General features: G+C 61.2%; 18 protein-coding genes and 1 tRNA gene. 11 read left to right on the top strand and 8 right to left on the bottom strand.

What is annotated here, in order from left to right; translation table 11 throughout:
* Positions 1-38: 38 nt before the first annotated feature.
* From JYU29_RS09205 to ilvC, 3 genes are all read left to right on the top strand, one after another.
* Entirely contained in the window at positions 39-1,310 is a 1,272-nt protein-coding gene (locus JYU29_RS09205; protein WP_213984514.1) for an FAD-dependent oxidoreductase, read from the top strand.
* An 81-nt stretch (positions 1,311-1,391) separates the two neighbouring features.
* A complete protein-coding gene (locus tag JYU29_RS09200) occupies positions 1,392-2,045 on the top strand; it encodes a TetR/AcrR family transcriptional regulator C-terminal domain-containing protein (protein ID WP_213984513.1) in 654 nt (217 codons plus the stop codon).
* 30 nt (positions 2,046-2,075) lie between these two features.
* On the top strand, positions 2,076-3,095 hold the full coding sequence (gene ilvC, locus JYU29_RS09195) for a ketol-acid reductoisomerase (RefSeq protein WP_213984512.1): 1,020 nt from the start codon (positions 2,076-2,078) through the stop codon (positions 3,093-3,095).
* A gap of 310 nt (positions 3,096-3,405) precedes the next feature.
* Here the strand turns inward: ilvC and JYU29_RS09190 are convergent, their stop codons facing one another.
* Both JYU29_RS09190 and JYU29_RS09185 read right to left on the bottom strand, forming a co-directional pair.
* Positions 3,406-3,696, bottom strand: a complete 291-nt coding sequence (locus JYU29_RS09190) for a PilZ domain-containing protein (protein WP_213984511.1) — start codon at positions 3,694-3,696, stop codon at positions 3,406-3,408.
* A 135-nt stretch (positions 3,697-3,831) separates the two neighbouring features.
* Positions 3,832-4,281, bottom strand: coding sequence for a BA14K family protein (locus JYU29_RS09185; protein ID WP_213984510.1), 450 nt, complete (start codon positions 4,279-4,281; stop codon positions 3,832-3,834).
* A gap of 140 nt (positions 4,282-4,421) precedes the next feature.
* Between JYU29_RS09185 and JYU29_RS09180 the strand changes: the two genes are divergently transcribed.
* A complete protein-coding gene (locus JYU29_RS09180) occupies positions 4,422-5,147 on the top strand; it encodes a hypothetical protein (protein ID WP_250157323.1) in 726 nt (241 codons plus the stop codon).
* Between the two features lie 2 nt (positions 5,148-5,149).
* Here the strand turns inward: JYU29_RS09180 and JYU29_RS09175 are convergent, their stop codons facing one another.
* Genes JYU29_RS09175 through JYU29_RS09165 form a run of 3 tightly spaced genes read right to left on the bottom strand, consistent with a single transcriptional unit; the run spans position 5,150 to position 8,393 of the window.
* Complete coding sequence (locus JYU29_RS09175; protein ID WP_213984509.1) at positions 5,150-6,358, bottom strand: ABC transporter permease; 1,209 nt, start codon at positions 6,356-6,358, stop codon at positions 5,150-5,152.
* Positions 6,358-7,059, bottom strand: a complete 702-nt coding sequence (locus JYU29_RS09170; RefSeq protein ID WP_213984508.1) for an ABC transporter ATP-binding protein — start codon at positions 7,057-7,059, stop codon at positions 6,358-6,360. Before JYU29_RS09170 ends, JYU29_RS09175 begins: the two co-directional genes overlap by 1 nt.
* A complete protein-coding gene (locus JYU29_RS09165; RefSeq protein WP_213984507.1) occupies positions 7,056-8,393 on the bottom strand; it encodes an efflux RND transporter periplasmic adaptor subunit in 1,338 nt (445 codons plus the stop codon). Before JYU29_RS09165 ends, JYU29_RS09170 begins: the two co-directional genes overlap by 4 nt.
* A gap of 110 nt (positions 8,394-8,503) precedes the next feature.
* Here JYU29_RS09165 and JYU29_RS09160 point away from each other — a divergent pair, with 110 nt between their 5' ends.
* Both JYU29_RS09160 and JYU29_RS09155 read left to right on the top strand, forming a co-directional pair.
* Positions 8,504-9,412: a PhzF family phenazine biosynthesis protein gene (locus JYU29_RS09160; protein ID WP_250157322.1), complete on the top strand. Its 909-nt coding sequence runs from the start codon at positions 8,504-8,506 to the stop codon at positions 9,410-9,412.
* 134 nt (positions 9,413-9,546) lie between these two features.
* Positions 9,547-9,622 (top strand) — tRNA-Lys (locus JYU29_RS09155).
* Between the two features lie 185 nt (positions 9,623-9,807).
* Here JYU29_RS09155 and JYU29_RS09150 read toward each other — a convergent pair.
* Positions 9,808-10,479 carry an OmpW/AlkL family protein gene (locus tag JYU29_RS09150; RefSeq protein WP_213984506.1) on the bottom strand — a complete coding sequence of 224 codons (672 nt, stop codon included), beginning with the start codon at positions 10,477-10,479 and terminating at the stop codon, positions 9,808-9,810.
* 329 nt (positions 10,480-10,808) lie between these two features.
* Between JYU29_RS09150 and JYU29_RS09145 the strand changes: the two genes are divergently transcribed.
* From JYU29_RS09145 to JYU29_RS09125, 5 genes are all read left to right on the top strand, one after another.
* A complete protein-coding gene (locus JYU29_RS09145) occupies positions 10,809-11,687 on the top strand; it encodes a glycine betaine ABC transporter substrate-binding protein (protein WP_213984505.1) in 879 nt (292 codons plus the stop codon).
* Positions 11,688-11,772: 85 nt separating this feature from the next.
* Positions 11,773-12,396, top strand: coding sequence for an ABC transporter permease (locus JYU29_RS09140; protein WP_213984504.1), 624 nt, complete (start codon positions 11,773-11,775; stop codon positions 12,394-12,396).
* Positions 12,393-13,043 carry an ABC transporter permease gene (locus JYU29_RS09135; RefSeq protein ID WP_250157321.1) on the top strand — a complete coding sequence of 217 codons (651 nt, stop codon included), beginning with the start codon at positions 12,393-12,395 and terminating at the stop codon, positions 13,041-13,043. Before JYU29_RS09140 ends, JYU29_RS09135 begins: the two co-directional genes overlap by 4 nt.
* The gene (locus tag JYU29_RS09130; RefSeq protein WP_213984503.1) at positions 13,040-13,966 is read left to right on the top strand and encodes an ABC transporter ATP-binding protein; all 927 of its coding nucleotides are present in this window, start codon (positions 13,040-13,042) and stop codon (positions 13,964-13,966) included. The genes JYU29_RS09135 and JYU29_RS09130 overlap by 4 nt, the downstream gene beginning before the upstream one ends.
* 8 nt (positions 13,967-13,974) lie before the next feature.
* Positions 13,975-14,742, top strand: a complete 768-nt coding sequence (locus JYU29_RS09125) for a 2-keto-4-pentenoate hydratase (protein WP_213984502.1) — start codon at positions 13,975-13,977, stop codon at positions 14,740-14,742.
* 13 nt (positions 14,743-14,755) lie between these two features.
* On the opposite strand, the gene JYU29_RS09120 is transcribed toward JYU29_RS09125, so the two are convergent.
* Together JYU29_RS09120 and JYU29_RS09115 are read right to left on the bottom strand one after the other, a co-directional pair.
* Complete coding sequence (locus JYU29_RS09120) at positions 14,756-15,235, bottom strand: hypothetical protein (protein WP_213984501.1); 480 nt, start codon at positions 15,233-15,235, stop codon at positions 14,756-14,758.
* Between the two features lie 134 nt (positions 15,236-15,369).
* Positions 15,370-15,567 (bottom strand): hypothetical protein, encoded by a 198-nt coding sequence (locus JYU29_RS09115; RefSeq protein ID WP_213984500.1) that lies wholly within the window; start codon positions 15,565-15,567, stop codon positions 15,370-15,372.
* Between the last annotated feature and the right edge of the window lie 113 nt (positions 15,568-15,680).

The following is a 15,680-nucleotide window of genomic DNA, read 5'->3' as shown; positions in this document are numbered from 1 at the left end:
CTAAGCACTCCTTCGCAGACCGCGCGAAGGAGTTTTCCATGCAGCACAGTTTGAGCATCGCCATTGTAGGGGCCGGACCGGGTGGTCTGGCCACTGCCTTGCTGCTCAAGCGTCGTGGCCATGATGTTCGGGTGTTCGAGCGATTCGATCAGGCGGCTCCCGTTGGCTCCGGTTTGATCCTGCAGCCGACCGGCCTCAGCGTGCTGGCCTATCTCGGTCTTCTGCCGGCAATGCTGGCGCGCGGCCAGCGAATTGACCGGCTGACCGGTGCCGATGCGCGAAGCGGTCGCACCGTGCTTGATGTGCGCTACGATGCGCTGGCTGGTGGCCGTTTTGGATTGGGAACGCATCGGGCGGCCTTGTTCGACGTGCTGCACGAAGCGGTGGTGGCCGCGCGCATTCCCATCATGACCGGAACCGAAGCCGAAGCCTTGCACGGCATGGGCGACGGCATCGGCTTTGACGCCGGTGGTCTGCGTCACGGGCCGTTCGATCTCATCGTGGATGCAAGCGGCGCGCGTTCGACATTGCGCCGGCATGCGGCGCGGCCGGTCGAGCCGAGGGCGCTGACCTATGGCGCGATCTGGGCAACGCTCGACTGGGTGGATGAGGGCTTCGATCCGCATGCGCTGCAACAGCGTTATGAGCGCGCGCATACGATGGTGGGCGTTCTACCGGTGGGGCGGGTTGATCCGGCAGGCGGAAAGAAAGCCGCCTTTTTCTGGAGCCTCAAGCCGGCAGAGGTCGAGGCACTTAAGGCTGCCGGGCTTGATGCCTGGAAGGCGAGGGTGCTGGAGGTCTGGCCGGCCTGTGCGCCTTACCTCGACCAGATCTCGAATTTCGATCAGCTGAGCCTCGCACGCTACGGGCACCACACCTTGCTGCCGCAGCGTGGGGAACGGATCGTGTTCATAGGCGACGCTGCCCATGCCACAAGCCCGCAGCTGGGGCAGGGCGCGAACATGGCTTTGCTCGATGCGGCTGCGCTGGACGAGGCCTTGCGGCGCAGCGAGCATCTCGATCAGGCGCTGGATAGCTATGGGGCGCTGCGGCGCAACCACATCAGACTGTTCCAATCCTTGTCGCTAATGCTGACGCCGTTCTACCAGTCCGATGGTCGGATCTTGCCGTGGATGCGCGACACGGTGGTGGCCTTGGCAGCACGGGTTCCGCCGGTGCCTCAGATACTGGGAGCGATGGTGGCGGGAACGCTGCTCGATCCGCTTGGGCGCATAGGCCTGGCTGAACCGGATTGGACGACTAGCAGCCAGTTGGCTTCTCCCACCGCGAGCACGCAAGAATCCGCGTGAGCCGACAAACGGCTCTTGTGAGCGACGTCGGGATGCGCTAGTCAACCGAACCGTAACGTACGGTACAGTTGAGCAGGCGTGTTGCAGATAGCTACCATCCCCAGCGAAGAAGCCCCATCCGAGCGCCAGGAAGCGGTGCTCGATGCTGTGCTTTCCTTGCTCGTCGAGCAGGGCCATGCGCTGACGATGACGGCGGTGGCGCGGCGTGCGAGCTGTTCCAAGGAAACGCTCTACAAATGGTATGGCGACCGCGACGGCCTCCTTGCCGCGACCGTGCGCTGGCAGGCTTCCAAGGTTCGTGCAGGCAACTACGATGCGCAGCATCTCGACAGCAGCGCCTTGCGTGAAAGCCTGCAGGGCTTTGCCGTCAACTGGCTGGCCGTGATTTCAAGCCGAACCTCGATCGCGCTTAATCGCGTGGCGGTCGGCGGGGCAGGATCGGGCCGCGATGCACTTGGCGCGATCGTTCTGGCGAACGGGCGCTTTGCGATCGGCGAGCGGTTGAAGCCGGTTCTGGAAGCCGGACGTGCGGCCGGGCTGCTCGCTTTCGAGGATGCCGAGGAAGCGTTTCGTACCTTCTTCGGACTTGTCGGCCGCGACGTTCAGATCCGGCTTCTGCTTGGCGACGCCATGGCGCTGGATGAAGCCGAGATCGAAGCCGATGCGCGGCGCGCTACAAACCAATTCCTCGCGCTCTACGGCGCGGGAAAATCACCGGCCAGGGCCGGATACTAATCAACGAATAGCAAAGCGGAAGGAAACACCATGCGCGTTTATTACGATCGTGATGCCGATCTCAACCTCCTCAAGAACAAGAAGGTTGCCGTAATCGGTTACGGCAGCCAGGGCCGCGCCCATGCGCTGAACCTGAAAGATTCGGGCATCACCGACATCGCGATCGGCCTCAAGGAAGGCTCCGCGACGGCCAAGAAGGTGGAAGCCGACGGTCTCAAGGTCATGACCGTTGCCGAGGTCGCCAAGTGGGCCGACGTGATGATGATGGCAACGCCTGACGAGCTGCAGGCCGACATCTACAAGACCGACATCGCGCCGAATATCCGCGACGGTGCAGCGATCGCCTTTGCGCACGGCCTCAACGTGCATTTCGGCCTGATCGAGCCGAAGAAGACCATCGACGTCATCATGATCGCGCCGAAGGGCCCGGGTCACACTGTGCGCGGCGAGTATCAGAAGGGCGGCGGCGTGCCTTGCCTCGTGGCTGTCGATCAGGATGCTTCCGGCAATGCACTCGACGTTGCGCTGGCTTACGCATCGGGCGTCGGCGGCGGCCGTTCGGGCATCATCGAGACCAACTTCCGCGAAGAATGCGAGACCGATCTGTTCGGTGAGCAGGTCGTGCTGTGCGGTGGTCTGGTCGAGCTCATCCGCGCCGGCTTCGAAACGCTGGTGGAAGCCGGCTATGCGCCGGAAATGGCTTATTTCGAGTGCCTGCACGAAGTGAAGCTGATCGTCGACCTGATCTATGAAGGCGGCATCGCCAACATGAACTACTCGATCTCGAACACCGCAGAGTGGGGCGAGTATGTTTCGGGTCCACGCATCATCACGGAAGACACCAAGGCCGAGATGAAGCGCGTGCTCAAGGACATCCAGAGCGGCCGCTTCACCTCCGAATGGATGCAGGAATACAAGTCGGGCGGCGCGCGCTTCAAGGGCATCCGCCGCACCAACGACAAGCACCAGATCGAAGAAGTCGGCGAAAAGCTGCGCGGCATGATGCCGTGGATCGGCAAGAACAAGTTGGTGGACAAGTCGGTCAACTAATCTGGACGGCTGCGTCTGACATCCGATCCACGCTTCCTTGTTTGCGCGTCCTCGGGGCAAGCCCCTGCGGGCGCGCGGAGGATTGGGAAAAACAAGCTGGTCGACAAATCCGTCAACTAATCTGGACGGCTGCGTCTGACAGCCGATCCAAGCTTCCTTGTTTGCACGTCCTCGGGGGCAAGCTCCTGCAGGCGCGCGGAGGATCGGCAAGAACAAGCTTGCGCCTGGTTCTGATATGATGAGCCGAGCGCGGCTTACTGGATACGAAAGCGCGTTTGCGGTCTCGGCTGCGGGCGCGCTTTTGTTTTGATCAGCCGTAATGCCAGTGCGGCTTGGGTTCGGTGCCCAGGATTTCGACGCCAACCCGGTCACCGGTGCGCCAGCGCAACTCGCATTGATAGGCGATGTTGTCGACCGAGACGTACAGGAGAAAGCTCTTCGGGACCGCGACATCAGCGGGCACGCGCAGTTCGGCGCCCTGGCTGTGCATGTTGCGGATCGTGCAGCGGATCTCGGACTGTGTGCCGTGAAGGATCGCGCCGCCCTTCAGGACGCGCTGACGGTGCAGTGCCCGTTCATTCTGCTCGCTGGGGTCAGACATGCTTCAGCCGGAGGTTGTTTCTTGTGTCAGAAAATAGGCGCTTGGCGTCTTGTGCAAGACCCTGGCTTGATGCGCAAGAAAAAGGCCGGGCGGTTTTCACCGGCCCGGCCTTTGATCCTCATCGATGCTGAAGGCTCACCGGAACGGCGAGTAGCACTGGCGACGCGGCCCATGATAGGGCTGATACGTGTTGTCCGAGGCGCGATACGAGCGGTAACGGTTGTAGCACCAGTTCACGTGGCTCGACCGATAGGCACGCGCGCGCGGCGCGACGTAACGGGGTCTGGCATAGCGATAGGTCGGCGCGACACCGAAATAAACCGATGGGCCGCGATGACGATAGTAGCCGCGATGGCGGCGGTGATCGCGATAATGATGGCGTCCATGATGACGATGCCAGCGACGATCGCGGTGGTGACGATATTGTACCTGTTCAGCTTTGACGCCGTCAGCCGGTTGGACGACATTCGCCAGCGTGCGAAGGCTGGCCGATGCGCCTTCGGCGGATGCGGTGGGTGCAGTCCCGACAACGGCAGAAATCATCAGAAGACCGGCCATTGCCAGCTTCGAGAACATGCTCTTCATGGCATTCCTCCATTGGTGGTGTGGATCATGTCTTGTGCCTGCAGCAACAGATCGCACCATGGTGATGAACCCGTGCTGAATGCGTTGGATGCCGGCAGGTTCCGGCTTGCTTTCGCAGATAAATGCGCCACTCATGCGTCATGATCCGCTTTGACCTGCCCCAAAATCAGATGATTGGCGTCGACGACGTCGTTCTGCGTCTCGATCCATCGCCGCTGCCGTTCGAAGAAAACTACCGGGCTGAAGTCGAGGCGAACTGGAAGAAGGAGAAGGCCGCGCAGCCGGCCTTGTTCAACGGCCGCATCTTGATGTTTGCGGATCTGCAGCTTCAAGACCGGGTGCTGGAAGGTCGCTGTCATCTGACCGACTATGCGACTTTCATGTATTGGCGCTCGATACGGCCGCATTCCGACGTCGCGCACTGCTTTGCACATCCTGCGCTGGTCTCCAGTGATGGTGCGCTCGTGGCGGCCCGGATGAGCCAGCACACTGCCAATCCCGGAAAGGTCTACTTTGCGGCTGGATCGTTCGAGCAGGACGATCTGCGGGATGGGCGGATCGATCATGTCGCGAACATGGAACGCGAGGTGATGGAAGAGACTGGCCTCGATCTCACGCGCTTCCGTCATGAGCCGAATTATCGTGTTCTGGCGATGGTAACCGGAACCGTGATCTTCCGGCGTTATCAGCTCGATATGACAGCGGACGAAGCAGCGCGCGGCATCGAGGCGCATGTCGCTCAGGATCCCAATCCGGAGATTGAGGGGCCGGTGATCCTCAGGGATGCCAGCGCTGAACCGGATGGCCTTCTGCCCCATATGCAGGCGTTCCGGGATTGGCACTTCGCCAATCCGATGCGGCTTTGACCTTACTCGTGGCGCAAGGCGTCGATCGGGTTCAGCCGTGCGCCGCGTAGCGCGGGAAAGAAGCCGAACACCATTCCGATCAGGGCGGAAAACACCACCGCGATCAGGATGACCGTCAAGCTTGGCGCAAAGGGGATGGACAGGAAGCTCGCGGCACCGCCGGCAAGACCCAGCCCGAGCCCGATGCCGAGCAGACCGCCGAGCAGCGACAGAACCGTGGCTTCCACCAGAAACTGGATCAGGATGTCCTTTTCATGCGCGCCGATCGCCAGGCGGATGCCGATCTCGCGGGTGCGCTCCGTCACGGATACCAGCATAATGTTCATGATGCCGATGCCGCCCACAAGCAGGCTGACGCCGGCGACCGCGCCCAGCATGCCGGTCATGGCCGTGGTTGCGCTGGTCATGGCGTCGGCGATCTGGGTCATGTCGCGAACTTCGAAATTGTCGTCGCGTGTCGGCTGGATGCCGCGGGCTTCGCGCATGATCGCAGTGACATCAGCGACCGCCTGCGTGGTCGAGGCGCCATCGTTGACGGACACATAGATCGTGTCGATGTAGCGATTGCCGGCAATGCGGCGCTGATAGGTGGTGAGCGGCATCAGAACGAGATTGTCCTGATCCTGGCCGAAGCCGGTATAGCCCTTGGAACCCAGCGTGCCGATGATGCGGCAGCTCGTCTTGCCGACGCGGATGATCTCGTCGAGCGGATCTCCGGAGCCGAAGAATTGCGTACGGATTGTCTGCCCGATCAGGCACACGCCGGTGCCGCCACGCACTTCCTGTTCGGTCAAGGCGCGGCCGAGCGAAACGGTCCAGTCGCGGGCCGTAAAATACTCGGTGTCCGTGCCGGTGACCTGCGCGGCCGTGTTCTGCGCGCCGTAAACGATGCGGACCTGAGACTGCGACTCGCCGGAAACCGCACGAACGTCTTCGAGGCTCTTGTTGAGGACGTCGAGGTCCTTCTGCTCCAGGCGGCGCACCGTGAAGTTCGACGTGCCGGAGCGATCAGGGCGCGAGGCACGCACCACGAGGAGGTTGCTGCCGAGCTTGGAAATGTCCTCGCGCACCTTTGCCGTCGTGCCGGAGCCGATCGTCACCATGGCAATGACGGCGGCCACACCGATCACGATGCCGAGCAGGGTCAGCACGGAGCGCATGGCGTTGCGGCGAACGGAGCGCAGCGCCAGGCGAATGGTTTCCCACAGCATCAGGCGCTCTCCATCTCATAGCCCTGCGAGGCGATCTTGCCATCGAGGAAGGAGATCGTGCGATCGGCGTAGGAGGCGATGTCGCCCTCATGCGTGACCATGGCGATCGTCAGGCCTTCGTTGCGGTTGAGGCCGGTGAGCAGGTCCATGATTTCGTGGGAGCGCTGCGTATCGAGATTGCCGGTCGGCTCGTCGGCCACCAGCAGGGTGGGACGGGTGACGATGGCGCGGGCGATCGCCACACGCTGCTGCTGGCCGCCGGAAAGCTCGGCCGGCGTGTGATGCTCGCGCCCAGCAAGACCCACCTGCGCCAGCGCCTGCATAGCCGCATCACGCCGCTCCCTGGCAGGCATGCCACGATAGATCAGCGGCAGCTCGACATTTTCGGCAGCGGTGGTGCGGGGCAGGAGATTATAGCCCTGGAAAACGAAGCCAATATAGAGGTTGCGCAGCACGGCGCGCTGGGCACGATCGAGCCGGCCTGCATCGACACCGAGAAAGCCGTGCAGGCCGGAGGTCGGCGTGTCGAGGCAGCCGATGATGTTCATCGACGTCGACTTGCCCGAGCCGGACGGCCCCATGATGGCGACGAACTCGCCCTTGCGGATCGCGAGATCAACGCCGGCAAGCGCATGGACCTGCGCTTCGCCCTGGCCATAGGATTTCCAGACATCGCTAAAGGTGACGAGCGCGTCGGTCATGAGCTGCCAGGCGCGCTGCCTGCGGGTTCATCAGAGCCGCCTTCGCCGCCCTGGCGCGCAAGGCCGAGGATGATCTGGTCGCCGGCCTCCAGACCGGACTTGATCTCCGTGCGCTCGCCATCGGTTGCACCGGGGATCACGCGAACTTCTTCGGCGACACCATTGCGCAGGACATAAAGTGGCCGGCCTTCTTCACTGTTGGCACCGCGACGCGAGCGACCGCCGCCACGCATGCCGCGTGGCCGGCCGGGCGAAAACAGGTTGCGGAAGCTGAAGCCCGAGCGGCCATTCGCGGAAGGCGGCGCAAAGCGGAAGGCGGCATTCGGTACGGTCAGAACATCATTGGCTTCGCGCGTGATGATTGACGCGGTTGCCGTCATGCCCGGGCGAAGCTGCATGTCGGCATTATCGACATCGAGCCGCGCTTCATAGGTGACAACGCCCTCGGTCGTGGCCGAGGCATAAGCGATGTCTCGGATGGCTGCCGTGAAGCTGCGGTCGGGAAAGGCATCGACGGTGAAGTTGGCCTTCTGACCCTTGGCGATCGAACCAATATCGGCCTCGTCGATGGTGGCCTTCAGCTCCATGCGCTTGAGGTCTTCGGCCACGACGAACAGCACCGGCGCCTGCATCGACGCGGCCACCGTCTGGCCGGGATCAACCGAACGCGTCAGCACGAGGCCGTCGATCGGCGCATAGATCTTGGTTTTGGCGAGATCGGCTTCCTGCAGCTTGAGATCGGCCTGCGCGACGGCGAGATTGGCTTCGGCGATCTGCACCGAGCTTTGTGCGCGGTCTCGCGTTGCGGTTGCCGTTTCGAGAGCCTGTGGCGCGACCTGGCCACGTTCGGCAAGGCTTTGCGCGCGCTTCAGCGTTGCTTCGGATTCGCGCAGCGTGGTTTGCGCATCGCTGACCTGCGCCTGCGCGGCTTTGACACCTGCTTGCGCGCGTTCGACCTGAGCGGCGAGGCGCGTGGTGTCGAGTTCGGCCAGAACCTGATCCTTGCTGACCTCTTCGTTTTCGCGGACGGTCACATTGCGGATGACACCGGACAGTTCGGAGGAGATATCGACCTGCGTCAGCGGCTGCAGCGTTCCGGTGGCCGAAACCTGAACGGTCAGGGATCCTTGTTCGGCTGGTACGGTGCGATAGGCAACCGTCGGCGTTTCGTTGCCATAGCTGGTGTAGCCGTACCAAGCGGCCGCCAGCAGTCCGAGCAGCGCCAGAACGCCGAGCCAACGGCTGCGTTTGGTTCTGCGACGGCTGGCACCCAAACCCAGTGCCAGTTCTGGATTGGGCGGCGTCGTTGTCGGCCGCTCGATCCGTTGGTCCATTGACGCAGCCCTTCCGATAGCTTCCAAAACCTTCTCAACCGACAGATCATGGCTCAAGGTCTGCAAAGCAAATTAAATCTTGGCCATGTTGCCGACAGTGGAGAGGCACGATGACCCATTCCTACATGATCTACGGTGTCTTCACCGACACCGCGCTTGCCGGTAATCCGCTGGCGATCGTATTCGATGCCGATGATCTGGATGACCGGGCGATGCAGGCCATCGCGCGCGAGTTCAACTTTTCGGAAACCGTGTTTCTGACGCAGCCGGCCAACCCCGTTGCGACGGCTGGCGTGCGCATCTTCACGCCCGATTATGAGCTGCCGTTCGCCGGACACCCAACAGTGGGAACAGCCATCGCGATCGCCCAGCAGCGCGGCTCGAAAGAACAAGCGGCGCTGCTTGTTCTGGAAGAGAAGGTTGGGCTGGTCCGCTGCGCGGTGTCGTTTCGTGGGGAACAATGGTTCGGCGAATTCGATCTGCCCCGCTTGCCAGAACAGCTGTCGCTGCAAGTGGAAACCGAAACGATCGCGGCGGCACTCGGCATTGAACCACATGAGATCGGTTTCGAGAACCACCAGCCGAGTTATTGGACCGCGGGCAATGAATTCGTGTTCATTCCAGTCTCTGGCCTGGATGTCGCTGCCCGCATTCGGCTCGATCCACACATCTGGGACAATCTGGGGCTGGTGCGCGCAAGCGGATCGGTGGCGTCGCCCTATGTCTACTGCCGCGAGACCGTTCGGCATGACTGCAATTTCCATTCCCGCATGATGGTGTCGGGCAATGGTGTCTATGAGGATCCCGCCACAGGCTCGGCCGCCGCGGCGTTTGCCGGGGCCATCAATCAATTTGACAAACCGGTGGATGGTCCTTGCCAGATCTGGATCGAGCAGGGCGTCGAGATGAACAGGCCATCTTCGATCCGGCTCGAGATGGACATCGAGGCCGGCGCAATCTCGGCAGCGCGGATCGGAGGCCATGCCGTGAAGGTTGCGGAAGGCACACTTGCGGTATGACGTTGGGGCATCAGGGTTGCTGTCCGCTTCCTGTGCATGAAGTGTGATTTTCTTGAATGAGGTGGGTTGTCAGGCCGGATCAGTGAAGCTATAGACGCGCCACTCGCGGTGTTGAACCCAGCGCCGCGACGGTCGGGTGCGTAGCTCAGTTGGTAGAGCAGCTGACTCTTAATCAGCGGGTCACAGGTTCGATCCCTGTCGCACCCACCAAAGACCTTCTTCAATTACCAAACAATCCGAAACGCGGTGGCGAAGATATTGCCGGCGCGTTGCGCTGTGTTGAGCTCCGTGCGTTTCGGAAAAGATTTCGGCGGCACTCGTTCCAAGCGCCGCCGTGACCTTCGTCAGATATGAAGGCCGGCAGGGCAGGCATGATGCCCGTCCCGCCGAAATCTCTAGAAGCGGTAGGTGACGCCGGCGCCGATCACCCAGGGATTGAGCTCAGCCTTCCCCGAAAGCTTGGTGTCGCCGAGCTTCGCAGTCCAGTCTGGTTCGAGGAAGATCTTCTTCACGTCGACATTGAAGCCCCAATGGTCGTCAACCATGTAGTCGAAGCCGACCTGCAGCGCGGCACCGAAGGTGTTCTCGATGTCCATGTCGGTGAAAGGGCCAGAGTCCTTCTGATTGAAGAACATCGTGTAGTTCACGCCGGCGCCGACATAAGGCTTGAATGCGCCGAAGTCGGTGAAATGGTATTGCAGGGTCAGCGTGGGTGGGAGCACCCAGGTGCTGCCGACCTTGCCAAGACTGTCGATCGATCCACCGGTGTGGACATTGGCCTTGGTGGTGCCAAGGATTAGCTCAGCCGCCAGGTTGTTGGTGAAGTAGTAGGTGATGTCGAGTTCGGGCGTTACCGAGTCAGAATAATGCAGATCGGATCCAGCAATTCCGTCCACCGAGCCTTCATCTTCGGTGAGCACGCCCAGTGCGCGCAAGCGGACCTGCCATGGACCAGGCGCTTCGACGAGCGCGCCGGGCTGATCGAAGGCGCTGAGGTCCGCAGCCATGGCTGGCGCGCACAAAAGCAGGAGGGCGGATGTCAGCGCCGCTGCGGAGGTCTTGATCATGTTCGTTCCTTCGTGGTCGATCGGTTGTAAGCCGAGGCGGACCATGAGGAACTGGGCGAGGGGAGCATTGAGCTGGATCAAAGATCGGCCAAATCGTTTTTAGCTTGTGTCAGGCATCGGTGATGCTGGTGCAGAAAAGCCACAGTCGCTGTGCCGAGCGATGGCTGCACCGGCCGACGCTTATGCGACTTAAGCCGCATTCCGGGGGCGTATCCTTCCAATGCCGTTCGATGCTAACTTTTTTGCTTCATCGCGGTATGTTGAGCGGTTCCAACCTGTTGCTCGTGACCTAGATGGGAAATTATCCGCTGATCCAACCGGAGCCATCCATGATCTCGAAATCCCTTAAAGCTCTCAGCCTCGGCATTGCCCTCGTTTCTTCCGTCGCTGCCGCACAGGCCGAGCCGGTCAAGATCGGTAGCAAGAATTTCACCGAACAGTTCATTGTCGCGGAAATCTACGCCAAGGCGCTGGAAGACAACGGCATCGAGGTCGAGCGCCGCTTGAACCTCGGCGCAACCCAGATCGCTCACACGGCGCTGACCTCCGGCGAGATCGATCTTTATCCCGAATATACCGGCACGGCGCTCGCTGCCGTGGTGAAGGGCGAGCTCACCAGTGACGCGGACCAGATCTACAACACGGTGAAGGACTATTACGAAAAGAACCTTCAGCTGACGCTGTTGCAGCCGACCGCAATCAACAATGGCTATGCCATCGTGATGCTTCCGGAGCGTGCGGCCGAATTCAACCTGAAGACGCTGAGCGATGTTGGTCCGGTGTCGAACCAGCTGACCTTCGGCGCCGAGGGCACGTTTGCCGAGCGCAAGGACGGTTTGCCGGGCATGAAGGACGTCTACGGCATCCAGTTCAAGGAATTCGTACAGTTCGCCAAGCTCGGCATTCGTTACAACGCCTTGACGAGCAAGCAGATCGACATGACGTTCGGTTTCAGCACCGACTGGCAAATCGATGCGGAAAAGCTCACGGTGCTACCCGACGACAAGAACCTTTTCCCTCCCTATTATCTCGTGCCGATCGTGCGTGAGGATGCCTTGGAAGCGAACCCGAAGATCGCCGAGGTTCTGAACAAGATTGCGCCGCTGCTGACCAACGAGAAGATGCGCGCGATGAATGCAGCGGTTGAGCGTGACCGCGAAGAGCCGGCCGATGTCGCAGAGAAGTTCTTGGAAGAGAACAAGATCTGAACACTAGCCCTTGGAATAGCGGGGCCTGCCTTGTGCGGGTCCCGTTTTGCTTATTTGCGCGGATAAGAAGCATCGGCATGAGCACGTGACCTGGACGCCCAAAAACATCGACACGATCCTCGAAGCGGCAGGGCAACATCTGCTGCTGTCGCTTTTGTCGGTGGCGATCGGATGCGCGATTGCGCTGGTGCTTGGTATCTGGAGCGCCCGACGGCCGCGCCTTTACACCGCCTTGCTGACGATCACCGGCATTATCTTTGTTATTCCAAGCCTGGCGCTGTTCGCCTTTCTGATCCCCGTCATGGGCTTGGGCATGAAGCCGGCTCTGACCGGTCTTTCGTCCTATTGCCTGCTGATCTTGCTGCGCAATGTCGTCACCGGCCTTCGCAGCGTGCCCGAAGAGGTGCTCGATGCGGCCGATGGCATGGGGTTCAGCCGTTGGCAGCGGTTGATCCGCATCGAACTGCCGCTTGCCTTGCCGCTGATCGTGTCCGGTGTGCGGATCGCGCTCGTGACGGTGATCGGCATCGCCACCGTTGCCGCGTTCATCGATGCTGGCGGTCTGGGATCGATCATCCTGTCGGGCATCGACCAGAGTTATCCCGAAAAGATCATCGTGGGCGGCGTGGCGACGGCTTTGATGGCCATCGTGTTCGATCTGCTGCTGACCTGGGCCGAGCGCGCCTTGTCACGGGGGAGGCAGGCATGACCCTGCTCAATCAAGCCGTTACCTGGATCATCGAGAACCCCGCGCAGTTCAATCGCGCGCTGGGGCAGCATCTCCTGATGTCGTTCGTGTCGATCCTGTTCGCCCTGGCGATCGGCCTCCCGCTTGCCGTGGTGATCCTCAATCGCAAGGCTGCGGCGTTCCTGGCCGTCAACTCGGTCAACGCACTGCGCACGCTGCCCAGCCTGGCAATCCTTGCCATCATGATGCCGATCCTCGGTATCGGCCTATGGCCGTCGATCGTGGCGCTGACGATTTTGGCGCTGCCGCCGATCCTGCTCAACGCCTTTATCGGTCTGCGCGATGTTGATCCGGATGCCCTCGAGGCGGCGACGGGCATGGGGATGAGCCGCTCGCAGATCCTTTGGAAAATCCGCGTACCGCTGGCCGCGCCTGCGATGTTTGCCGGTCTTCGCACCGCTTGTGTGCAGGTTCTGGCCGGCGCGACGCTCGCGCCCTTTATCGGCGGTGGCGGTTTGGGGGACTTCATTGCGGTCGGCATCGCCGGCATGGACATGTCGCGGCTTCTGGTCGGCGCCGTCCCTATCGCTATTTTGGCTCTGCTCGCCGAATTCCTGCTTTCCATGGCCGAGCGACTTCTGTTTTCTGAAAGGAACCCTGCGACATGATCGAAATGGAGCATGTCACGAAGCGCTTCGATGGCGGTGGCACAGCCGTTGACGATCTCACTCTCGAGATTCCGCAAGGCGTGACGGTTGCGCTGGTGGGGCCTTCGGGCTGCGGCAAGACCACGACGATGCGGATGATCAACCGGCTGATCGAGCCTTCGGAAGGCCGCATCACCGTCAACGGCGAGGATGTGCGCTCGGTTGATCCCGTGATCTTCCGCCGCCACATCGGCTATGTCATTCAACAGGTCGGCCTGTTCTCGCATATGACGATTGCGCAGAATATCGGCTCGGTGCCGAAGCTGCTGGGCTGGTCTGCCGACAAGATCAAGGCGCGCAACGAGGAGCTGATCGCGCTGGTCGGGCTCGATCAGTCCATGCTGACGCGTTACCCGCGCCAGCTTTCAGGCGGACAGCGGCAGCGTGTCGGCGTGGCGCGCGCTCTGGCTGCCGATCCGCCGGTTCTGCTGATGGATGAGCCGTTCGGCGCCATCGATCCGATTGCCCGCACGCGGCTGCAGAACGAGTTTCGTCAGATCCTGCAGGGCGTGAACAAGACCGTCGTGATGGTCACGCATGACATCGACGAAGCCGTGCGCATGGGCGACCGCATCGCCATCATGCGCGCAGGCAAGATCGTTCAATATGATACGCCCGACGAAATCCTGTCTCGCCCGGTGGATGCGTTCGTGGAAGACTTCGTGGGTGCCGACCGCGCGTTGAAGCGTCTCAGCCTGTATGAGGTCAGCAAGGTCATGCAGCCCGGCGTGGACCCGGCGGCGGCGGCGAAGATCGCCCCGGATGCCGATCTCAGGAACGCGCTCAGTGCGATGATTGCCGCAAACACCGACCGTCTCGCCGTGGTGAACGCAGCCGGTGCTCCGGTGGGCACTGTCACACGCGACGCGATTACCGCGCTTTGAGTGACGCCTTGAACGCTCTGGCTGAGCGGATTGCAGATGACATTCGCGAAAGCCGGGCGTTCCGGCTTTCGGGCTTAAACCGCCTGGATCTACCGCAAGCTTATGCTGTTCAGGATGCGGTTGTGGATCGGCTGGCAAGCGATCCTCGAGCACACGCGATCGGCGGCTACAAGCTTGCTTTCAACAAGCAGGCTTCCTTCGACTATTACGGGATCACCGAACCCTGCAGCGCACCGGTTTTCGCTAACCGCATCCTGCCTTCCGGTTCTTCGCTTCGGCTGGATAGCTATCGCCAGCTGGTGATCGAGCCGGAGATTGCTGCCGTGCTCGGAGAAGACCTGCCGACATCAGCCGTGACCATCGAACAGGCCGGCAACGCGATCAGCCACTATGTCGCGGCCTTCGAGTTGCTGGATGTGCGCGGTGCGTTCGACTTCGATCCAAGTGCAGCGGAAGCCGTGGCGCAGGGGGTTTACAATGTAGGTGCGGTTCTCGGCAAAACCCGGCTGAAGCCGGAAAATCTGGAGATCAGTGCGCTGCCGGTTTCGCTAATACTCGGTGGTGCGGAGCCAATGGAAGCGCGCGGGGCCGCGCCTCAAGATCCAGTTGATGCCGTTTGCTGGCTTGCCAATCATCTTGGCGCCCGGGGGCAAGGCTTGAAGGCCGGAATGATCGTGCTTTGCGGCACACATTTGCCTGCGCAAACAATCCGCCAAACTGGTGTTCTTCAGCTCGACATGGGGCCGCTTGGCCGCGTGGAGCTTGCCTTGACCTGACGCTTGGCCGTTCTCAGGGCGTCCAGAACAGGCAGAAGGCGCAAGCCGCTACGAAAATCGCGAAGAATAAGGTGCGCAACAGGACATTCTTGCGCAGATGATCCAGAGCGAAATGAGTTGCGAGGACGGCTGCGGCATACAGGAAGCGCCAGTCGACGAGGGATGACGGAGCACTGCTTTGTCCCCACCCGAAGCGCGCCACCACGACGCCGACGATCGTGGCGATAAGCGCGATCGTCGTCCAGAATACGACCTCGGTGGCGTGCGACAACACGAAGGATGCGGCGCGCAGCGGCATGATCATCAACAAGGCGGCCGTTAGGAAATACAGGCCGGCAAGCGGAACGAAGGTAGGCGCGGAGGCTATGCTGTCGAGCCGGCGCAGACCGATTGCACCGAAGGGATAACCCTTTTGCGCCAGAAACAGGCAGGCAATGACCAGAAGTGCGGTGAGAACCGCAAGGAGAGCGAAGGAGAGGGCAGCTCTCTGCATGGCACCGGGAATCTCTTTGGGGGAACAGATACCCTGCAGTGCCAGCCCATGCCGCCAAGTTCAAGCGGCATGTCATTCGAGACGGATCTGGAAAGACGAGATACAGATCGTGCGAAGCAGTCAGGCTTGCTGTTTCAGCAGGTTTCCAGGCAAAGCCCGGCCAGTCTGCCTTCTTCCCGCAAGGTGCTGACCACGTCGTCGGTCGAGACATCGACGGCAGGGTGCTGTCGCAACAATTCGTTGGCAACTTCAACCAGATTGAAGCGCCTGTTGCTGCCGGCTGCGTTCAGGATCGTATCGGCAATGCCGACTGCCAGGGGTAGAATTGTCATGCTCTTTGTCCTCGGATCCCGCCGCGTCACCTCCCAGCATGTCTTTTGTTAAGGCAGAACAAAGGCACTGATCGCGATCTTGTGAAAATTTCCGAAGTTGTTGCACAATCGAT

Origin of the sequence: Tianweitania aestuarii, assembly GCF_018457165.1 — a bacterium.
Lineage (GTDB): Bacteria > Pseudomonadota > Alphaproteobacteria > Rhizobiales > Rhizobiaceae > Tianweitania > Tianweitania aestuarii.
This window is presented reverse-complemented; position numbering and strand designations above follow the sequence as displayed.

Coding starts and splice junctions, on each gene's coding strand:
- JYU29_RS09205 (WP_213984514.1), top strand. CDS start 39: ATGCAGCACAGTTTGAGCATCGCCATTGTAGGGGCCGGACCGGGTGGT.
- ilvC (WP_213984512.1), top strand. CDS start 2,076: ATGCGCGTTTATTACGATCGTGATGCCGATCTCAACCTCCTCAAGAAC.
- JYU29_RS09190 (WP_213984511.1), bottom strand. CDS start 3,696: ATGTCTGACCCCAGCGAGCAGAATGAACGGGCACTGCACCGTCAGCGC.
- JYU29_RS09185 (WP_213984510.1), bottom strand. CDS start 4,281: ATGAAGAGCATGTTCTCGAAGCTGGCAATGGCCGGTCTTCTGATGATT.
- JYU29_RS09180 (WP_250157323.1), top strand. CDS start 4,422: ATGATCCGCTTTGACCTGCCCCAAAATCAGATGATTGGCGTCGACGAC.
- JYU29_RS09175 (WP_213984509.1), bottom strand. CDS start 6,358: ATGCTGTGGGAAACCATTCGCCTGGCGCTGCGCTCCGTTCGCCGCAAC.
- JYU29_RS09170 (WP_213984508.1), bottom strand. CDS start 7,059: ATGACCGACGCGCTCGTCACCTTTAGCGATGTCTGGAAATCCTATGGC.
- JYU29_RS09165 (WP_213984507.1), bottom strand. CDS start 8,393: ATGGACCAACGGATCGAGCGGCCGACAACGACGCCGCCCAATCCAGAA.
- JYU29_RS09160 (WP_250157322.1), top strand. CDS start 8,504: ATGACCCATTCCTACATGATCTACGGTGTCTTCACCGACACCGCGCTT.
- JYU29_RS09150 (WP_213984506.1), bottom strand. CDS start 10,479: ATGATCAAGACCTCCGCAGCGGCGCTGACATCCGCCCTCCTGCTTTTG.
- JYU29_RS09145 (WP_213984505.1), top strand. CDS start 10,809: ATGATCTCGAAATCCCTTAAAGCTCTCAGCCTCGGCATTGCCCTCGTT.
- JYU29_RS09135 (WP_250157321.1), top strand. CDS start 12,393: ATGACCCTGCTCAATCAAGCCGTTACCTGGATCATCGAGAACCCCGCG.
- JYU29_RS09130 (WP_213984503.1), top strand. CDS start 13,040: ATGATCGAAATGGAGCATGTCACGAAGCGCTTCGATGGCGGTGGCACA.
- JYU29_RS09120 (WP_213984501.1), bottom strand. CDS start 15,235: ATGCAGAGAGCTGCCCTCTCCTTCGCTCTCCTTGCGGTTCTCACCGCA.
- JYU29_RS09115 (WP_213984500.1), bottom strand. CDS start 15,567: ATGACAATTCTACCCCTGGCAGTCGGCATTGCCGATACGATCCTGAAC.